This window comes from Pollutimonas bauzanensis (assembly GCF_040393045.1).
Classification (GTDB): Bacteria; Pseudomonadota; Gammaproteobacteria; order Burkholderiales; family Burkholderiaceae_B; genus Pollutimonas; species Pollutimonas bauzanensis_A.
This window is the reverse complement of sequence record NZ_JBEBUX010000024.1, coordinates 1-19,665: the sequence shown is the minus strand read 5'-3', so window position 1 is coordinate 19,665 and position 19,665 is coordinate 1. Positions and strand designations below refer to the sequence as shown.

At 52.6% G+C, this 19,665-nt stretch carries 14 protein-coding genes and 1 pseudogene; 7 read left to right on the top strand and 8 right to left on the bottom strand.

The genetic code is table 11. From position 1 onward, the window contains the following. Positions 1 to 89: 89 nt before the first annotated feature. Together ABWO67_RS05870 and ABWO67_RS05865 are read left to right on the top strand one after the other, a co-directional pair. A complete protein-coding gene (locus ABWO67_RS05870) occupies positions 90 to 1,085 on the top strand; it encodes a zinc-dependent alcohol dehydrogenase family protein (RefSeq protein ID WP_353148876.1) in 996 nt (331 codons plus the stop codon). A gap of 311 nt (positions 1,086 to 1,396) precedes the next feature. Beyond that, positions 1,397 to 2,266, top strand: a complete 870-nt coding sequence (locus ABWO67_RS05865; RefSeq protein ID WP_353148874.1) for a Crp/Fnr family transcriptional regulator — start codon at positions 1,397 to 1,399, stop codon at positions 2,264 to 2,266. Positions 2,267 to 2,446: 180 nt separating this feature from the next. Here the strand turns inward: ABWO67_RS05865 and ABWO67_RS05860 are convergent, their stop codons facing one another. Both ABWO67_RS05860 and ABWO67_RS05855 read right to left on the bottom strand, forming a co-directional pair. Next, complete coding sequence (locus tag ABWO67_RS05860) at positions 2,447 to 3,079, bottom strand: cation transporting ATPase C-terminal domain-containing protein (RefSeq protein WP_353148871.1); 633 nt, start codon at positions 3,077 to 3,079, stop codon at positions 2,447 to 2,449. A 244-nt stretch (positions 3,080 to 3,323) separates the two neighbouring features. Continuing rightward, a pseudogene (locus ABWO67_RS05855) lies at positions 3,324 to 3,583 on the bottom strand (universal stress protein). A 176-nt stretch (positions 3,584 to 3,759) separates the two neighbouring features. Between ABWO67_RS05855 and ABWO67_RS05850 the strand changes: the two are divergent. Continuing rightward, on the top strand, positions 3,760 to 4,410 hold the full coding sequence (locus tag ABWO67_RS05850) for a BON domain-containing protein (RefSeq protein WP_353148869.1): 651 nt from the start codon (positions 3,760 to 3,762) through the stop codon (positions 4,408 to 4,410). Positions 4,411 to 4,457: 47 nt separating this feature from the next. Here the strand turns inward: ABWO67_RS05850 and ABWO67_RS05845 are convergent, their stop codons facing one another. From ABWO67_RS05845 to ABWO67_RS05825, 5 genes are all read right to left on the bottom strand, one after another. Further along, entirely contained in the window at positions 4,458 to 7,136 is a 2,679-nt protein-coding gene (locus ABWO67_RS05845; RefSeq protein WP_353148867.1) for a bifunctional acetate--CoA ligase family protein/GNAT family N-acetyltransferase, read from the bottom strand. A gap of 48 nt (positions 7,137 to 7,184) precedes the next feature. Beyond that, positions 7,185 to 7,613, bottom strand: a complete 429-nt coding sequence (locus ABWO67_RS05840; RefSeq protein ID WP_353148864.1) for a phasin family protein — start codon at positions 7,611 to 7,613, stop codon at positions 7,185 to 7,187. Positions 7,614 to 7,640: 27 nt separating this feature from the next. Then, positions 7,641 to 9,389, bottom strand: a complete 1,749-nt coding sequence (locus ABWO67_RS05835; RefSeq protein ID WP_353148861.1) for a PHA/PHB synthase family protein — start codon at positions 9,387 to 9,389, stop codon at positions 7,641 to 7,643. A 7-nt stretch (positions 9,390 to 9,396) separates the two neighbouring features. Next, positions 9,397 to 10,158, bottom strand: a complete 762-nt coding sequence (gene phbB / locus ABWO67_RS05830; RefSeq protein WP_353148858.1) for an acetoacetyl-CoA reductase — start codon at positions 10,156 to 10,158, stop codon at positions 9,397 to 9,399. Positions 10,159 to 10,304: 146 nt separating this feature from the next. Beyond that, positions 10,305 to 11,663, bottom strand: a complete 1,359-nt coding sequence (locus tag ABWO67_RS05825; protein WP_353148855.1) for an MBL fold metallo-hydrolase RNA specificity domain-containing protein — start codon at positions 11,661 to 11,663, stop codon at positions 10,305 to 10,307. A gap of 367 nt (positions 11,664 to 12,030) precedes the next feature. Here ABWO67_RS05825 and ABWO67_RS05820 point away from each other — a divergent pair, with 367 nt between their 5' ends. The 3 genes from ABWO67_RS05820 (at position 12,031) to ABWO67_RS05810 (ending at position 14,751) form a co-directional block, all read left to right on the top strand. Next, the gene (locus ABWO67_RS05820) at positions 12,031 to 13,695 is read left to right on the top strand and encodes a L,D-transpeptidase family protein (protein WP_353148853.1); all 1,665 of its coding nucleotides are present in this window, start codon (positions 12,031 to 12,033) and stop codon (positions 13,693 to 13,695) included. Between the two features lie 65 nt (positions 13,696 to 13,760). Next, on the top strand, positions 13,761 to 14,324 hold the full coding sequence (gene mepK, locus ABWO67_RS05815; RefSeq protein ID WP_353148850.1) for a peptidoglycan L,D-endopeptidase MepK: 564 nt from the start codon (positions 13,761 to 13,763) through the stop codon (positions 14,322 to 14,324). Further along, on the top strand, positions 14,287 to 14,751 hold the full coding sequence (locus tag ABWO67_RS05810; protein WP_353148847.1) for a putative universal stress family protein: 465 nt from the start codon (positions 14,287 to 14,289) through the stop codon (positions 14,749 to 14,751). Before mepK ends, ABWO67_RS05810 begins: the two co-directional genes overlap by 38 nt. Positions 14,752 to 14,882: 131 nt before the next feature. On the opposite strand, the gene ABWO67_RS05805 is transcribed toward ABWO67_RS05810, so the two are convergent. After that, complete coding sequence (locus ABWO67_RS05805; protein ID WP_353148845.1) at positions 14,883 to 17,168, bottom strand: nitric-oxide reductase large subunit; 2,286 nt, start codon at positions 17,166 to 17,168, stop codon at positions 14,883 to 14,885. Between the two features lie 589 nt (positions 17,169 to 17,757). Here ABWO67_RS05805 and ABWO67_RS05800 point away from each other — a divergent pair. Further along, a partial coding sequence (locus tag ABWO67_RS05800) for a copper-transporting P-type ATPase (RefSeq protein WP_502929975.1) occupies positions 17,758 to 19,665 on the top strand: 1,908 nt, incomplete at its 3' end.

The window sequence follows — 19,665 nt, the reverse complement described above, 5'->3', positions numbered from 1 at the left end:
GTAAAGTCAGGCTGTGGCTTCACATTCATTAATGACTATACCGATAAACTTTCTCACTAAACGCAATGCGCCCAGCTGCCTCTACAACCATGCGTGCGATGGTTTTCAGCCGTCCAGGCACTCCGCTTAAGATGGAGCGACTGCCGCGCCCGGTCGCTGGGCCTGGACAGATTCAGATCCGTATTGAGGCCTGTGGCGTTTGTCGGACAGATTTGCACCTGATAGATGGGGACTTACCCAACCCCTCCCTCCCCATCATCCCGGGTCACGAAATCGTTGGTCGTGTTAGTGCCCTTGGTGCAGGGGTCAACGGCTTTTCTCTAGATGAACGAGTGGGTGTGCCCTGGCTTGGTTGGACCTGCGGTCAATGCCATTTTTGCCAAAGCGGGCGAGAAAACTTGTGCAAATTGGCCCGTTTTACCGGCTATCAAATTAATGGCGGTTATGCGGAATACACGCTAGCCGATGCTCGCTACTGCTTTGCTTTAAATGAAATGCCAAATCAGCCCTCGCCCGTCGAATTGGCACCTCTTATGTGCGCAGGTTTAATTGGCTATCGCGCGCTGCGGCTTGCGGGCGACGCGCAACGCATCGGACTGTATGGGTTTGGCGCCGCCGCTCATATCCTCTCTCAGGTACTGAACCATCTACGACGGCCCTTTTATGCTTTCACGCGCCCAGGTGATTGGAAAAGCCAGCGATTTGCAATGCAGCTAGGTGCCATTTGGGCGGGAGGAAGCGACCAGTCTCCGCCGGCAATGCTTGACGCTGCATTGCTTTTCGCGCCGGTTGGTGCGCTCGTCCCCCTGGCACTAGGTCATTTGGAAAAAGGAGGCTGCGTAGTATGTGCGGGAATACATATGAGCGATATCCCTGCCTTCCCCTATGCAAGTCTGTGGGGTGAGCGGGTAATCCGCTCTGTAGCCAATCTCACGCGTAACGACGGGATTGAATTTCTCAAGTTTGCACAACAAAAACAGATACAGACAGTCGTCAGCGCCTTTCCGCTGGAACAAGCAAATAAGGCCCTCGCCTGCCTGCGCTCCGGCGCACTACAAGGTGCAGCGGTACTGACAGTGAGTTAAAGCAAACGATATTTTTCGATAAGAAATGCTTATTCAAAAACCGTTACAAAAACAATAACTTACAAAAATTTAGGTATGTTTTTTTTGACATAGATCAAGCTTTCGGTCAGGTATACGCTCTATACTTTATTCGTCAGCGCTACTTAGGCGAATACGTCCTGTTTTGGTCAATGCCCTAAGAGAATGTACGACCAAGTTCATGTTTAGAGTTCGAGCGTCAGGCATTGGTGCTACTTAACCAAATAACGCTCGCGGTTGCATGGCCATTCAAAAGTGCCAGCCTAACAACGAAGAACGAAGCGAGACTCATAATGCATACCTCCAAGTTTGCGAAGATGTCGGCTAATCCATGGAGATCTGCAGTTCCGCCTGATCCTAAGCGATATACCAAACTATTTTCCTCAATTCTGGACATAGGGGAATTGCTGCAGGTAAATTGTTCGCATAGACATGAATTAAATGGGGCAGGTCCGCAATTTCATCATCGGCGTGTCAAAATCGGCGAGCTAATCTATCGATTGGGTCAGCCTTTCGAATCGCTATATATCGTACGGTTTGGTTTCGTAAAAATCGTACTGCGCAACGCGGAAGGCGATGAGCGAGTACTTACTTTCTCTATGAAAGGGAGTCTTTTGGGCTTTGACGGCATTCACGACAACCATTACTGTACGGAGGCTATTGCGTTAACTGACGGTGAACTCGTCGTAATTCCTTTTGAGTACTTGCTCGGCACGAAATGTTTCTACAGAGAATTAGAAACAATGATCTATATGGCTATTAGTCGCGAGTTTACAGAAGAGCATGCCGGAATCAGTTTGTCGAGTTCTCTCAAATCTGAAGCGCGGGTGGCCTATTTCCTGGAAGAGCTTGCCAAACGCTACGCCGCTATTGGTTACTCTTCGAGAGAATTTTCATTGCCAATGACTAGGCGCGATATAGGTTGCTATTTGGGTTTAAGTCTGGAAACCGTTAGCCGCTCATTCTCCACTTTGGCGTTGTTGAGGATCATTGCAGTCCACCGGCAACACATCAAGATATTAGACCCGGAGTTGCTTCACCGGTTTCACTCGTCTCCTCTTACGCCAGTACAGAAAGCGCGAAACATCCGATCTTTATCGCTTAACCCACTTAGACTAGAAAGAATTGATAAGCGGTCTCATCTATTTGAAATAGAACACTAACAGCGCCCCACGAAATCGACACAAGCAGCAAGTTCGGAGTGGTATTTGTGTTAACTAGGCCAGTGTTCAAGGTTATGTTTTTTATCCACAGTTTCTGACGCTCGAAATTTACGCTGAGTCGCCATCAACCCTATTGATCGCATGCGTTGCACCTGGTTTTACAGCCACCTCAAGACGTGATCAATCCCTATCGATCATTATAATTTTACTGGAGGAATAAAACTGCGCATTCCGAGCAAGGCTGGAGCGATAAAATAGCGTTTTCACCAGTTGCGCCAGCGCCAAATACATAAGCACGAGCAGGCCCACGGCGAAAAAGTAATACCAGGGCAAAGCGACAAAGCCAAAGTAACTTGCCAACGGCGAAAATGGAATGATTACAGCTAGAATCAAAACCGTGATCGCAGCTATCCATAACGCTGGATTTGGATGACTACGAAAAGGATTGCCACGGGTTCGAATGATAAAGATGACGAGAACCTGGGTAGCTAGTGACTCAATAAACCAGCCTGTCTGAAAGAGCGCTTCGTCCGCTTTTAGAACCGCTAACAACAAATAAAACGTGGCAATATCAAACAATGAACTAACCGGCCCAAGCATCAGCATAAAGTTACGCAACAACGTAATATCCCAATGCTGCGGCATGGCAGATTCGGCTTCATCGACGTTGTCCAGAGGCAGCACCGTCTCCGACAAGTCATATAGAATATTGTTAAGCAGTACTTGGGTCGGCAACATTGGTAAAAAAGGTAGAAACAAGGCTGCGCCAGCCATGCTGAGCATGTTGCCAAAGTTCGAACTGGTACCCATCATGATGTACTACAGACCGGCGCAGCCTATCGGCCGCTAGTTCGGCCCTGTGCTCTTGAAGATAGTCAAATGTCACGCTAAGTACGACCATGAGCGCAATAATGCCAGCACTAATGGCCTCGCCCATCACGGCTGATACTCCGCCGGCATCGAACTGGTGTTGCGTCGATGCGAATCTCCACCACGCACTAGTGTCACATACTGATATGGATGACGCTGAGTTGATTTTACTGTCCGACATAAGTGATCAAGTATTCGTCGACAACCCACCGGCTGTTTTTTGAGGAACCAATAACACTGGTCTGGTCGACATCCTAATAAATGCTTCGGCGACACTGCCCAACATCAGTCGTTTGAACCCGCTGCGACCGTGAGTTCCCAGAACCACTCAATGACATACAGTACAAAAAGCTCGGCATCTTCCGTTTTAGCTAGTGACAACGCCGATTCAAATGCTTGCTTAGCCACCTCACTGCCATCGATGGCAACGAGCATTCTCTTATACATACCCGTGGCTCCTTGATTGTTCAGATAAAGGATTCCATCATCCGCCGGAAACTGTGGAGCAAATTTGACGACGATCAATATCGTGACCCTCAGTAGGAACAGACTTGTGTCGTGGTCGTCACCACGTCAATGACCTGTTTGATCCAAACCGGTCATTATTCAAATAAATGGAGAGCATGATGAAAGACAATGAGCTTCGCCAACACATTATCGATGAGCTCAGCTTTGAGCCGAGCATTGACGCTGCGAACATCGGTGTTGCTGTTGAGAACGGAGTGGTTACGCTATCAGGCCATGTCGCAACTTATACCGAAAAGATCATAGCCGAGCGTACCGCCAAACGTGTCAAAGGAGTACGAGGCATTGCAGAAGAAATTGAGGTGCGCTTTTCCTCTGCAAAGAAGACGGCAGATGATCAGATCGCCAAACGAGCTTTAGATATACTCGCCTGGGATACGACAGTTCCCGATGGAACTATTCAGGTGACGGTCGAGAAAGGCTGGGTAACCCTTTCAGGGAAGGTCGATTGGCACTTTCAAAGAATGAGTGCAGTAAATGCGGTCCGCAAGCTATCGGGAGTGATGGGCGTCATCAATCAAATTGAAGTCACGCCCAAAGTGCATGCTGCTGACATCAAAAACAGCATTGAAACAGCGCTTAAGCGAAGTGCTGAAGTTGAGGTCAAGGGCATTCAGGTCCAGGTTAACGGGAGTACGGTGGTGCTTGATGGCCGTGTACATAGCTGGCATGAGCGGCAAGCCGCGGAGCGCGCCGCTTGGTCAGTCCCTGGCGTAAACTCGGTCAGAGATAACCTAGCTGTTGGCTAGCTAACGTCGTGCCCCAAGGTGAATCTTGCCTGCGCGTTAACGGCAGGTTATTTGAATTCTCGACGAATACTAATTACGTTATTCTGCAACATGGAAAGATTGAATCCGAATTTTCGGACTAAATCCAACATACGCGAATTTCCGGCCAAGACGCTACCAGCGATACTGGCGGTGCCGCGTTCGCGACAATAATCGATAGCTTTGGATAGCAACTTAGAGCCGAGGCCTTTGCTCTGACAGTCCGTACTTATGGCAATTCCCATGTCAGCTTGTTGATTGTCCGGGTCGAACACAAGTCGTATTTCTCCTATGATCCTCTCGCTCCCGGACTTTATCTCAATAAGCACGAGCGTCATTTCACGGTTGTAATCAATTTGAGTGACCCTTGCCAATTCCGATTCCGGCAACTCACGCAAGGCGCAAAAGAACCGATTCCGAGCATCTTCTTGTGAAAGCGATTGTAAAAAAAATTGATACGTCTTTGCATCGCTTGGAAGAATAGGACGCAGTAAAATAGTACCCTCCTTCCCCGCTTCTGGCGTGAACACTTCCTCAAGCTCCTTCGGATAAGGTCGAATGGCCAGGCGCTCAGTTCCCTTTAACAAAGAAGATGCAACGCTTATCCGCGCATCGAGTGCAATGGCACCATGCTCATCCAGCAATAGTGGATTGATATCCAATTCAATAATTTCAGGAATATCAATCACCAACTGGGAAAGCTTAACCAATATTAAATACAAACTCGGTAAATCAGCCGCAGGGCAATCACGATAACCCTGCAACAGTTTAAATACGCGCGTACTAGCAACTAAATTTTTAGCAAGAGCAATATTCAGTGGCGGCAAGCTTACGGACCGATCATTGATAAGTTGTACGGCAGTTCCGCCATGGCCAAACAATATAAACGGGCCGAACGTATGGTCGTTGGCTACACCAAGAATCAATTCATGCGCTCCAGGCCGCTTAATCATCGCCTGGACCGTAAAGCCCGTAAGCCGAGCGTCAGGACAAAGCTTCGCCAGTCGAGTAAGCATCTCTTGCCCTGCTGTGCGCACGGCTTGCACAGACTCCAGATTAAGTACGACGCCACCTAAGTCAGATTTATGATTGATATCGGGCGAAAGAATCTTGAGAACGATGGGGAATCCAATTTGATGCGCAAGCTCAGCCGCCTCATCGGCGGTGACTGCAATCCGAGTTTCCACCGCAGGAATACCATAAGCTGCCAGCACGGATTTAGCCTCTACTTCGTTAAGCAGATTACGTCGGTCTCGCAAGGCATTTTCCACAATATTGCTTACTTGCTGCGCGTTAACCGTGAAATCGAGTGGTTTGGAAGGCGGTACTTCAAGCAACAATTCTTGATTGCGACGATAGGCAAGCGAATGCAGAAATGCTTGCACTGCATCTTCAGGTGTTTGGTATGTGGGAATACCCGTGTCATTGAAGATCCGCCTTGCCGCCGATACGCCCTCCCCTCCAAGCCAGCAACTAAGCAGACTACGAGGCGACGCAGCGATCTGCGGAGCACATTCCCGAGCGATGTCTGCGCTTCCAACGATTGCCGTAGGGGCATGTATGAAAAGCACAGAATCAGACCCTCCATCTTCCAGCACAATCGATAAGGCCTTGCGATAACGTTCGGCTGGAGCATCTCCTATGATATCTATAGGGTTTGCTCTTGACCAAGTATCTGGCAATACCGCATCAAGGCTTCGTCGTGCTCCATCAGATAAAATTGCCAGCTCTTCTCCCGCAAGGCTCAGTGCATCAGCTGCCATAACCCCCGGACCACCCCCATTAGTCAGGATAATTAATTTATCGCCATGCAAGGGTTTGCCGCGAGATAAGGTTTCGATAGCGCTGAATAGGTCTTGCGTTGTATCGACTCGCAACATTCCCGCTCGCCTGATGGCAGCATCGAAAACGATATCGGATCCCGCCATGGCACCCGTATGCGATGCGGCCGCTATGGCGCCAGCTGCAGACCGCCCCGCTTTAACAACAATAACGGGCTTATTCCGGGCTGCGGCACGCGCCGCCGACATGAACTTGCGAGCGAACTTAACAGACTCAATGTAAAGCAGGATACTGCGCGTGTCCGGGTCGCTGGCCAGATAATCCAGTACATCACCAAAGTCGATGTCAGCGCTATTTCCGATAGAAATGAATTTTGAAAAACCAACGTTATTGCTCATCGCCCAATCCAGCACCGCGGTGGTAAGCGCGCCAGACTGCGATACAAACGCAATTTTTCCCGGTAGTGCGGCTGCGCTGGCGAAGCTGGCATTTAACCCGATAGCGGGGACTATCAATCCAATGCAATTGGGCCCCAGAATCCTGAGCAAGTAAGGCCGGGCCGCGTCCAGCATGGCCTGCTGCATGCTCACTGCCCCGCCTGAGGATGGCGTATCAGAGCCGGCTGTCAAGACTATTGCCGCCCTAGTACCTATTTGACCAAGCCGTGTTATCAAGCCAGGCACCGTCGACGGCGGGGTGCAAATAATGGCTAGATCAGGAATGGCAGAAAGTGCAGATAGATCGTGAAATACAGGAAGGCCGGCGAGGCTGTCGTGCTTAGGATTGACGGGCATAATCGATCCTTGAAACGCGCCCGCCATTAAATTATGCATCACCGTCGCCCCCACGCTATGAGGACGGTTTGTCGCACCTATAACAGCAACAGAGCGTGGACGAAACAAGTACTCCAAATTACGTATGCTCATCCTGGACACCAGTCAAAACGCGTTTAACCCCTATATTGGGCGGAAGGATTACCCTTTGGCATGGGCACTCTCTTTTTTGCTGACGGGCGTGTTGCTGGACTCAGGTGTGGCAAGCGGTATGGCTTTGCTTCCCAAACTAGGAAACCCCGCCTTCAGCAGACTGGCGTTGTTGCTCAAGATTTTGCTGATTCTCGTTTGCGTATCGGTAACCACGTTTAGAATTTGCTGTTGGGCTTTAATAAGATCATTGGGCGACTGCGAGAAAAACGCAGAATGTAGGGCTGCCAATCCCTGAGGATCTTGAACAGCCGCTGCGGCACGGAAAAACTTCAATTGCTCGTCGAGGATCCTGCCCGTCTGTTCAAGCCAAACATTTTCTATGCGGCCCGCGCCCTCGAAAAACGCCTCGGATATTTCCCGCGTTACTACTAGCTGCTGCTGATATGCGTCAAGCGCAGTGTCTGTTTCGGTTTTCATACCATATCTCCAAGTTGAATGGGCACCTTACGCAATGTGAACATAGCGGCCAGGTGCATCGTCAAGATCGGCCAACGGCAATACCAAGTCCCCCGAAATCGCTGGGGCAGGCACCTTTCCGGAAGACCGTTTCGCTAACCACGACTGCCATTGCGGCCACCAAGATCCCGCCCGCTGCTCAGAGGCCATCAGCCACGAGTCCGGGTCCATATAATCTCCCCCGAAAGCCCGAAGCGCCGTCCGATACGAAGAATCCGGGTATCCATTTTCTTCGGGAGGATTAACAATGCCGACGTTATGGCCGCCAGAAGTCAGTACAAACGTGACTTCGCAATCGGTCAACCAATGAATTTTGTAAACAGACCGCCAAGGCGAGACATGGTCGCGCTCTGTGCCCACCGAAAACACAGGCACGCGAAGATCTTTCAAGGCGATGGGCTTGCCATCCACAATAAATCGGCCCTCGGCCAGATCATTATTCAAATAAAGTTTGCGCAAGTATTCGCTATGCATGCGATACGGCATTCGCGTGGCGTCGGCATTCCATGCACGTAAATCCGTCATCGGCGTTTGCGCTCCCATCAGATACTCGTGAATGAGTTTTGACCAAACCAGATCTTTGGAGTTGATAAGCGCAAAAGCCCCCGCCATCTGCCGGCCATCCAGATAGCCCTGACTCGACATAATGGTTTCCAAATAGGCAATCTGGCTTTCATCGATGAATAGGCCTAACTGACCGGGTTCCTCAAAGTCCAATGCGCTGGCTAACAACGTCATGCTGGCCAAAGTGTCATCCTTCTTGCGCTGTAACGCCGCAGCAGCTATCGCCAGAATGGTTCCACCCAGGCAATAACCCACCGCATGAATCTGCGTGTGAGGCATCACTTTCTTAACCACCCGCAAGGCAGACATGACGCCCATATCGAGATAGTCATTGAATGACAAATTGCTATCATTTTTTGTTGGGTTATTCCAGGAAATCATTAGAACGGTATGGCCCTGCTCAAGCAGGTACTTAACCAATGAATTCTGGGGGGACAAGTCAAGAATGTAATATTTCATGATCCATGATGGAACAATCAATATCGGCTCGGGGTAAACCTCTTTCGTAACGGGTTCATACTGAATCAGTTCAATCAGATGATTTCGATAGATCACTTTTCCTGGGGTTAGCGCAACCTTTTCCCCTGGTATGAAATCATCTGTGCCTCTGGGTTTTCGATGACACAAAAGGTTGATGGCATCCTGCTGCCAATTTAGCGCACCGCGAATCAGGTTACCGCCGCCGGTTGCAAAGGTATAGCGTAATACTTCAGGGTTGGAAGTAATAAAATTCGACGGGGACAGCATATCAAGCCACTGGCGGGTCACGAATTCAGCGACATCCTCATGATGGGCAGATACACCCGGCACATTGGTCATGGCCTCTACCCACCACTGCTCCGTTAGCAAAAATGCCTGGGAAGACCAGTTGAAGGGTATATCTGCCCAAGCAGGATTGGCAAAACGCTTATCGTGCGGTTGCGGTTGTGTACACGGAGAGCACTTACCCGACGCTGAATCATGCACATACTTGCCCCAGGCAGACAGCTTTCTAAGCACGCTCTCGAGCATGTCGCGCTGCTTATCCGGAGAGGCGGCTGCGTGACTGATCCAGTCCAGATAAGCCCCGACAATTGACGCTAGCGCAATACCGTGCGTGAACGATGCAAACGCCTCGTTAAGAACAGCGTCCGACGAACCCTTCCGAGTGAAATCTTGAGTTGCTTTTTCCATAGCTATTTCAGCACATGTGCTGGCCACCGTTAATTGCAATATTGGCACCCGTAATGAAAGCCGCTTCATTCGATGCTAAAAAGGCCACTAAAGCGGCAACCTCGTCGGGCTCACCCAGGCGACCTATGGGTATCTCGGGCAAAATCTTTGTTTTCATGATGTCTTCTGGAACCTTTGTCACCATTGCGGTGCGCAAATAGCCGGGTGAAACCGTATTGACCGTCACCCCTTTTCTAGCGACTTCCAAGGCCACGGCTTTGGTAAAGCCATGAATGCCTGCTTTAGCTGCAGAGTAATTCGCCTGCCCAAACGCGCCCTTCTGTCCATTGACCGACGAAATATTGATGATTCGGCCCCAACCCCGTTCCACCATGCCATCCAGCACCTGCTTAGACATATGGAAAATACTGTCCAGATCCGTATGAAGCACTGCACGCCAGTCATCCAGTGTCATTTTTCGCATGGATGCATCCCGAGTAATGCCGGCATTATTTACTAGCACATCAATCGCACCCATTTCAGCCACGATTTGCGATACAGCACTCTGGCAAGAAGCGTAATCAGTCACATCAACACGAAATGCCTTGAACTCGAACCCCTGATGCTGTTGCTCAGCCAACCAATCCTGGACACTATCGTTGTCAGGTGAATAGCTCGCAGCGACTTTCATGCCGCTTCTTGCCAAGTGTTGGCACAATGCGGTTCCAAGACCTCCCATACCTCCTGTTACCACAGCCACTCGGTTGGGAGTTTGGTTTGAGGTTTCCATGCATTTCCCCTTACTTAAAGCCATTTGCGCCAGTTCTCATCATCCTCGTGAGCTTCTATTCAGCGTACTCTTGGATCAGACGGGTATATTGCGCAATATCAAGAACAATGCTTACGAGCAAAGGGAGAATGGAAGCATCTCTTTTGCTACAGCCTGACCTTTTCAAGATCCCCTGCCACACGGCATGACCAGCCTAATTCGTCTTTGATTCGCAAGCGCAAGGTGTCCGCAGCCTCTGGCTCGCCATGAACCAAAAAGGTTGCCTTTGGCGGCTTTTGAAAGTTACCCAGCCAACGCATGATTTCATCAGCGTCGGCGTGAGCAGACAGCATCGATAAGTTATGCAGTTCTGCCCGCACGGGAATGTATTCACCATGAATTTTTATGGTTTCAGCCCCATTCAACATTTTGGCGCCGCGCGTTCCCGCAGCTTGAAAGCCGGCGAACAGGATGGATGAGCGTGAGTCAGGCGCATATCGCTTCAGATGATGCAGAACTCGCCCTCCGGTAGCCATTCCGCTAGCGGAAATAATCACTTTGGGCATGGGTGCGGTATCCAGCGCTTTGGACTCTTCGACATCGCGAACGTAATAGGCGATATTAAAAGCTGCGGCGTAGTCAGCTTCGTTTAATCGCAAATCGTCAGGATGGCTGCGATAAATATCCACGGCACTCACTGACATCGGACTATCCAGATAAATGGGCAGATTGGCAGGTAGACGCCCTTGTTGCTTGAGCCGATACATATACCAAAGCAATAATTGGGCGCGTCCAACCGCAAAAGCGGGAATGACTACGGTGCCTCCACGGGTGGCAGTGCGACGAATGATCTCTTCCAGCCTATTTTCCGGATTCTCCTGATCATGGTGCCGGTCTCCGTAAGTTGACTCCAATACTAAATAATCGGCATTCTTTATTACAGCAGGATCCGTCATCAGAGGGTCGTTGTAACGGCCCAGGTCTCCGGAAAAAACAATATTGCACCCCTTCCAGTGTATTTCAACGATAGACGCGCCGAGTATGTGGCCAGCACGGTGAAACCGCATGCCTATCCCATCCAGAGGCTCATGCAGCGTGTCAAAAGACAGTTTCTCTAGCCGCCGCATCACCTGATCAACGTCTTTCACGGTATATAAGGGCAAAGCCGGGGAATGCTTGGACACGTTATGCCGATTGGCAAAATCGGCATCGGACTCTTGAATATGGGCACTATCCGCCAGCAGAATCTGGCACAGGTCGACGGTAGCCTCAGTTGCATAGACAGGGCCATGGAACCCATCGTGCGCCAGTCGCGGCAAATATCCAGAATGATCAAGATGAGCATGCGTCAGCACAATGGCTTCCACGCTATCGGGCGCTACCGGGAAACGCCCCCAGTTTCGCAAGCGTAATTGTTTCAACCCCTGAAACAATCCGCAATCGATAAGGATACGCCGCCCATCGGCCTCAAGCAGATGTCGAGAGCCAGTCACTGTACCGGCTGCGCCAAGAAAAGAAAGTTCCATAATTCCCCACTCAAGCAGTATTCGACCCTACCACCAACTAGTTAAGTTGCTCTGGACAAGATTACTCTTAGAGGAGCAAGATTCATACACCTCATCTGGCCGGCTTGCTAATTACTGGATGAAGGCGGCAACCCCGACTTGATGCACGAGAAAATGGCGGTAGTTGTCAAGACATGTGTGCTGCAGATTCGTGAGCATCAAAAAGAAACGCGCAGAACCGGCAGGCCCGACAGGCCACGCTGGCTCATGATTATTCTGTGATCACCTAACTGATAGAGCTGTCACCCTACTCTTTTCCCATCACGCGGCGCTGTGTCACCACTATGCTCTATGCGACAATGACTCATCGCTCATCCACGAAAAGCCTATGACGCCCTTGAGTTGGAAGCCAACCGTACGCACAATACTGTGTAGCGCCATGCTGGCGCTTTTTGCCTTTTCAACCGGCGCGCAGACGCCAAGTGGAATCTCCGGTACGAACGCGGCCACCGTGGAAGCCCCAGGCATCATCCCGGGCGTCAACGTCACCAATCCCGATCTTTTCCGAGACGCGCAATTACAGGAAGCATTAGTGCCATCGTGGTTCGAGCGCGGCAGACCCGGAGCGGACGCGATTCATGCCATCAAAACACTTGCCGATGCAGAGACTCAGGGCCTGAATCCGCAGGATTATCACGTCGCCGAGCTCTCGCGGGCCTTTGAGCAGGCCGCCAACGACCTCGCAGAACGGGCCATGACGGCCAAGCTGGACGATCAGCTCACCGAAGCGCTTGTCCACTATCTGCGAGACCTGCACCAAGGCAGGCTCAACCCGGAAGTGCTCCAGCATAGGTTTAAGGCTCCGCCGCTCTCGTCGTTCGACCCCAGAAGCATCATCGCCGAGGCCCGCACGGCAGGCCGGCTCACGCAGGCCCTGAACGATGCGGTGCCTGAAGTGCCCATGTACGAATCCCTGCGCACAACGATGAATGCATACCGCGCCATGGGCCTGCCCCCTGCCTGGCAAGGGACTCTTCCTGCACTGCCCGCGCGCTCGCTCAAGCCAGGCGAGGAATACACCGGGCTTGCTACCGTGGCCGCGCGCCTGATTGCATTAGGCGACCTGCCTCCTTCCACGATCGTTCCCACACGCTATGAGGGCGAACTGGTCGATGCGGTCCGGCGCTTCCAAATCCGCCACGGACTGGACGGGGATGGCGTCATCGGGCCCACGACCCTGGCCGAGCTTAACGTCGCACCACCACAGCGCGTAAGGCAGATGGCGCTGACGCTAGAACGGCTGCGCTGGACCCCGCTGCTTTACGGTCCGCGCATGATTGTGGTGAACGTTCCCGAATTCGTGTTGCGCGCCTACGAAACCCAGGGCAATCGTGTGAAGCTTGACCTCGAGATGCGTGTCATCGTGGGTCGGGCACTGGACACGCGCACACCCATTTTTCTGGAAGACATGCGGTTCATCGAGTTCAGCCCCTATTGGAACGTACCCCGATCGATTGCGCGCAGCGAAACACTGCCAAAGTTGCGCCGCGACCCGGCGTACTTCACACAACAGGGGTTCGAGTTTGTCGCGCAGGACGGCAAGATCGTGCATTCCCTGAGCAGCGCAGCGATCGACGCGGTCCAGCGCGGGGAATGGCGAGTACGACAGCGCCCGGGCCCGCGCAACGCCCTGGGGGATATCAAGTTCATTTTCCCCAACGACCAGAATATCTATCTTCACCACACCCCGGCGCCACAGCTGTTTTCACGCGTGCGCCGCGACTTCAGCCACGGCTGCATCCGCATCGAGTCCCCGGTGCAACTCGCCCGGTTCGTGCTGCACGACAACCCAGAATGGACGGAAACCCGGATAGACGAGGCGATGAAAGCCGGCAAATCACGCACCATAAAACTCGAACATCCCATACCGGTGCTGATTGCCTACAGTACAGCCGTTGTAAAAAATGGTGGTAAAGTATATTTTTACCCTGACATCTATAAGCAGGATGCGCGCCTTGAGCTGGCACTGCACGATGTCGGTCGCGCCCATTAATGGTGCTTGCAGCGTGTGTACGCTGCACCGCACACACGGGTACGCGTATTTTTTTGGTATTGCCAATGACGACCCCCCGCTGCGCCGCGCGCCGGCGTTTTTTATCGGCCGCCTCGGGCCTGGCTGTTCTGGGCACCATGCCCACCATAGCCCGCGCCACCTACCAGGCCATGTCCTCGTCCAGGAATCTGGCGATGGACCACACTCACACGCGCGAGAAAATCGAGCTGATCTACGCGGTCGGCGCCGAATATGTGCCCAAGGCGCTCACTGACCTCAACCATTTCCTGCGCGATCACTACTCAGGAGACATCGGCAGGATGGACGCTGGACTCTACGACATCATGCACTCGCTACGCGCAGCACTCAAGGTGCATACATCATTCGAGATTATTTCAGGGTATCGTTCCTCAAAAACCAACGAACGGTTGCGCACCACGCGCGGCGGAGGCGTTGCCCGGCGCAGTCTGCATATGGACGGGAAGGCAGTCGATCTGCGCCTTCCTGGCGTACCACTCGACGAACTGCGCGACGCCGCCCTGTCGCTCAGGGCGGGCGGCGTGGGCTATTACCCCGGCAGCAATTTTATCCATGTTGATACTGGTCGCGTGCGCACCTGGCACGGTTAACATTGCCACGGTAGCGCGGGCTACGGCGCCCACGGTCGTCGCCCCGCAGGAGTTTTCGCATCCGGAAAACGTCGTGATTGCCTATGATGGCGAAAAATCGATCTTGCGTGCGTTGGAGTATGCGGTCAGTTCGCCACTCTTCGACGGAATGCCAATTCATCTGATAATGGCTGGCGAGGAGTCCGAGACTCGTCGCGGCGAGTTGGAACGTGTTGTGTTGACCATAAGCGCAAATGGACGCAACGCAGACTGGTCATTTCTTCCTGGTGCGCCGGATAAAGTCATCGCGGACTACATGGCGGATCGACCCAGTTCAATAGACCCTAAACGCTCATTCAGTGTTCTGCGAAGAGATCCTTCCGATGTGCCGCACTCTCTATCGAGTAGCGAGAAGATAGCGTTACCCCTGTGTCCTAGCGTTATGTGAACGAGAGCACTACTTGTCCGCAAGCGATGGATTACCGACGGATTCTGATACTCCTGGCGCAACCTATGGTCGTCCACGCCTTTCCAGTTGGAAACGGGCTCACAAACGCGTGAGCCCGACGATCTGTATTTTTATGCAGGCGCTTTAGCGGCCAACTTATCATCGTCCAAAAGAATAGTCTTGGGTTGTGGTTGGAACACCCCGATAACGACTTGCCAGGCAATTGCCAGGGCGCCAACGATAAACACAACATCGCCAAAGGTACGAATCCAGCGCAGCGTTTGTAGGAAATCTTGCTGCATGAACTCTTCTCCCCGGGCATACCACATACCCGTGCTGACGCTCGCCTGGAATTGGAACAGGCCAACAGGAAGCAGGCTGGTGAAGATCATTAGCACCAATCCGGCGTTAAGCCACCAGAATCCTGTGTGTAGCAGCCTGTCGTTAAATTGCAGGCCAGGCCGAATATAACGCAAGACAAGCAGAACGAAGCCTATCGACAGGAATCCGTAGACACCGAACAGAGCGGCATGGGAATGCACCGCTGTGGTGTTGAGGCCTTGCAGATAGAACAGGGCGACGGGGGTGTTGATCATGAATCCGAAAACGCCGGCTCCGAGCATGTTCCAGAATGCGACGGCTACAAAGCACATCAAGGGCCATTTAACGGCTTCCATCCAGGGCGCACGCGCTTTAAGGCGCCAGTGATCCCAGGCTTCGTATCCCAGCAGAATCAACGGCACAACTTCGAGCGCGCTGAAGGCGGCGCCGATTGCCATAATGGAAGTCGTCGTGCCTGAGAAGTAAATATGATGGAATGTGCCGGGTACGCCACCCACCATGAACAGCGATGCCGCTGCCAGGCTGGCTGCGGTTGCCATCCGCTTGGATACAAGGCCCATGCTGGAAAATACGAAGGCTAAAGCAGTTGTGGCAAAGACCTCGAAGATGCCTTCTACCCAAAGATGAACGACCCACCATCGCCAGTACTCCATGATAGTGATATGTGTGCGTTCACCGTAGAAGAGGCCAGCACCGTAAAACAGGCCAACAGCGATTGTTGATGCGCAAAGCAAGGCCAGCAGGTTTTTATCGCCGCCCCTCCTGAACCCAGGTATAAAGGCGCGCAGCATCAGCCCCAACCATAACAGTAAGCCAATAAATAGAGCGATTTGCCAGACCCGGCCAAGATCAAGATATTCGTAGCCTTGGTGACCCAGCCAAAAGTTCAGCTCTACAGGCATGATTTGTTTAATTGCCAGGAAGTTGCCGATTAGCGAGCCTGCCACGACCATGATCAACGCGCCGAACAGCATATTCACGCCCAGCTTTTGAAACTTCGGGTCCTTGCCGCCGTTGATGATCGGAGCAAGGAATAGGCCCACACTCAGGAATGCGGTGGCGATCCAGAAGATGGCTAATTGTAGATGCCAGGTTCGCGTGAGCGCATAGGGAAACCACTGGGAAATATCGATGCCGTAAAATTCTTGCCCTTCGATGGTGTAGTGCGCGGTAAAACCTCCTAGCAATACCTGCGCGATAAACAGCGCCATGACGATGAACAGGTATTTACCAAGCGCCTTTTGCGATGGGGTCAGGCGAGTTAATGTTAAGGGATCCTGTTGCGCGGGCGTTGGGTCTGGCTCGTGCTTTCGCAGAAAAGCCCAGCCTAGGACGAGGAATCCGACACCGGCTATGAGGATAATGATACAGGCCAGTGACCAGAGGACGTTTTCGGTCGTCGGATGGTTGCCGATAAGCGGCTCAGGCGGCCAGTTGTTGGTATAAGTGGCCACGGTTCCAGGTCTATCGGTCGATGCTGCCCAGGCCGTCCAGAAGAAAAATTTCGTCAAATCGTCACGCCGGCTCGCATCGGGCAGCGTGTCTTCCTTCATGGCGAAGTTGCTGCGTGCTTTCTGCAGCTCGGGCGCCGCACCGTAAAGCCTGTGGTAGTAGTCGGCAGTTTGGGCGATTGCAGTGGCGCGTCGCTCTGTGACCGTGACATTGCCGGTGTCGGCATTGAACGTGTTTCCGCGATACTCTTTCTTTAGTTCGTAATCCAGGCCAGCCTGTGCTTCGCCGTTCAATTGCGCATACGATTTGCCGTGTTTCTCTTGAGCAGCCAGTTCCAACCATGCTAGTAGTTCACGGTGCAGCCAGTCGGCTGTCCAGTCGGGTGCCTGATACGCACCATGTCCCCAGATGGATCCGATTTGCATGCCGCCGGTACTTTGCCAGGCGGTTTGACCGTTGAGGATATCCTCTTTGGTCATCAGGATTTTCTGTGAGGGCGTTATTATCTGGCTGGGTATCGGTGGAGCGTTTTTGTATATTTCAACGCCAGAAAACCCCAGGATTGCGAACGTAACAATAAGAACTGTTATTAGCGTCCACCATAGTTTGCGATATTCGCTCATATTGATCTTCCTTAGTTTAATAATTGCTTTGTGCTTAATGGAAGGAACAGTCGGCCACGCTAGGCCGGATTGTACTCGGGTATGGCGAAAGTTCAGTCAAATCCAATATGGCCAACTTCGGAGGTAGCTATGCTATTGCAACCATGATAGGGTAATCCCCCCCCGCAAAAGGAACGCGCGCGTTATCGGCGCGAAAAGGGCCTGGCGCCCTTCCCTACCTTCGATGAAATTGGAGGGTGACACCCTCGTCCACCTTTATGCCGATGACGCGCCTCTGGAGAATGCGCAAGGCTACGAGTTAACGGGCTACTAGCCCTTTATCCTGTTAGGCAGGCCATGTTTGAGCGACCAAAGATCATGACAAGAATGTAATGTGATAAGGCCCTGGAAAATGAATGGGGATATGGCATTATGGGTCTGTATTGGTTGAGCAATCCCGGGGAAAGGGATTTGCCCGTATACCGGCTGAGTTTGCTCTCCATTCCTAGGGAAGGCCCTTATGGCGCAGAACAAGTCAGAACACCCGCACGAGCACAACATGAAGCGACCGGACTCCGGCTCAGCTACCGGCACAATTTACACCTGTCCGATGCACCCTGAAATTCGACAGGATCGTCCCGGAAGCTGCCCAAAATGTGGCATGGCACTTGAACCGCTGATGCCGAGCCTGGAGGACGATAATCCAGAATTGAAGGATTTCACGCGCCGATTCTGGTGGACATTACCATTTACCATCATTGTCACCGTATTGGCCATGCTCGGCCACCAACTGGGCTGGTTCAGCATGACCGCTCAAACCTGGATTGAGCTGGTGTTATCGATACCGGTAGTGCTGTGGGCTGGGCAGCCGTTCTTCGTACGAGGGTGGCAGTCGGTAGTCAACCGCAGCCCCAATATGTGGACATTAATTGGTCTGGGTACGGCCGCTGCATTCATTTATAGCGTTTTCGCCACAGTAGCCCCAGGAGTTTTTCCCGAAACGTTCATGTCCATGGGTCGGATCGCCGTTTACTTTGAGGCCGCAGTGGTCATCATCTCATTGACCCTCTTTGGCCAAATCCTTGAACTGCGCGCGCGTTCGCAGACGTCGGCTGCGATCAAGTCGCTGCTTGGGCTTGCCCCCAAAACTGCCCGTCGGATCAACGCTGATGGCACCGAGGAAGATGTGCCCCTGACGCATGTCCATGAAGGCGATCGCTTGCGTGTACGCCCCGGGGAGAAAGTCCCCGTCGATGGGCTTGTAGAAGATGGCGTCAGTTCCCTGGATGAATCCATGCTCACGGGCGAACCTCTACCGGTGAGCAAGCGCCGGGGCGACAAAGTGATCGGCGCGACAATGAACACCTCCGGCTCGCTAATAATTAGAGCTGAAAAGGTCGGTTCGGCCACGGTGCTCGCACAAATCGTCCAGCTCGTCGCGCAAGCGCAGCGTTCCCGCGCGCCCATGCAACGGATGGCGGATCAGGTCGCGGGTTATTTTGTGATGGCGGTCGTGGCGATCGCAATCATCACGCTCTTCGTCTGGGGCATGTTTGGCCCCCAACCAAGCTGGGTCTATGGTTTGATCAATGCCGTGGCCGTCCTGATCATCGCCTGCCCATGCGCACTGGGCTTGGCAACGCCCATGTCCATTATGGTGGCGACCGGTCGTGGTGCCACCCAGGGCGTGCTGTTTCGCGATGCGGCAGCAATCGAAAATTTTCGTAAAGTCGATACCCTCATTATCGATAAGACCGGCACGTTAACCGAAGGTCGGCCCGCGTTCGAACAGGCCATTCCCGCAGGCGACACAGAGGCTGACGAAGTGCTGCGCTTAGCGGCAAGCCTTGATCAGGGCAGTGAGCATCCCCTGGCGGATGCCATTGTCAACGCAGCCCGCGAGCGAGGCTTAGTCCTTAGTACAGTAAACAACTTTGAGTCCGGTAGCGGTATCGGGGTGCGTGGCCAGGTCGATGGTAAACGCCTTGTTTTAGGCAATACAGCTCTGATGGATCAAGAAGGTGTTGACGTCAAGATTATGGCCAGTAGCGCCGAATCGTTACGTACAAAGGGCGCGAGCGTCATCTATCTGGCAGCAGGCGGGCAATTGACAGGTTTGCTCGCCGTCTCTGATCCCATCAAGAAAAGTACGCCGGATGCCGTAAAGGAGCTCAAGGCGGCTGGAATCCGCGTCATCATGGCAACGGGCGATGGCATTTCGACGGCTAATTCGGTGGCGCAACAGCTAGAAATTGACGAGGTTCATGGTGAAGTAAAGCCGGCCGACAAGCTGGATCTGGTCAGCAGGCTCCAAGCGGAAGGCCGTATTGTTGCGATGGCCGGCGATGGCATTAATGACGCCCCTGCCCTGGCCAAAGCGGATGTCGGCATTGCGATGGGCACCGGAACCGATGTGGCGATGAACAGCGCGCAGGTCACTCTCGTCAAGGGAGACTTGCGCGGTATCTCCATTGCACGCCACCTGTCGGACGCAACAATCGCCAATATGAAGCAGAAT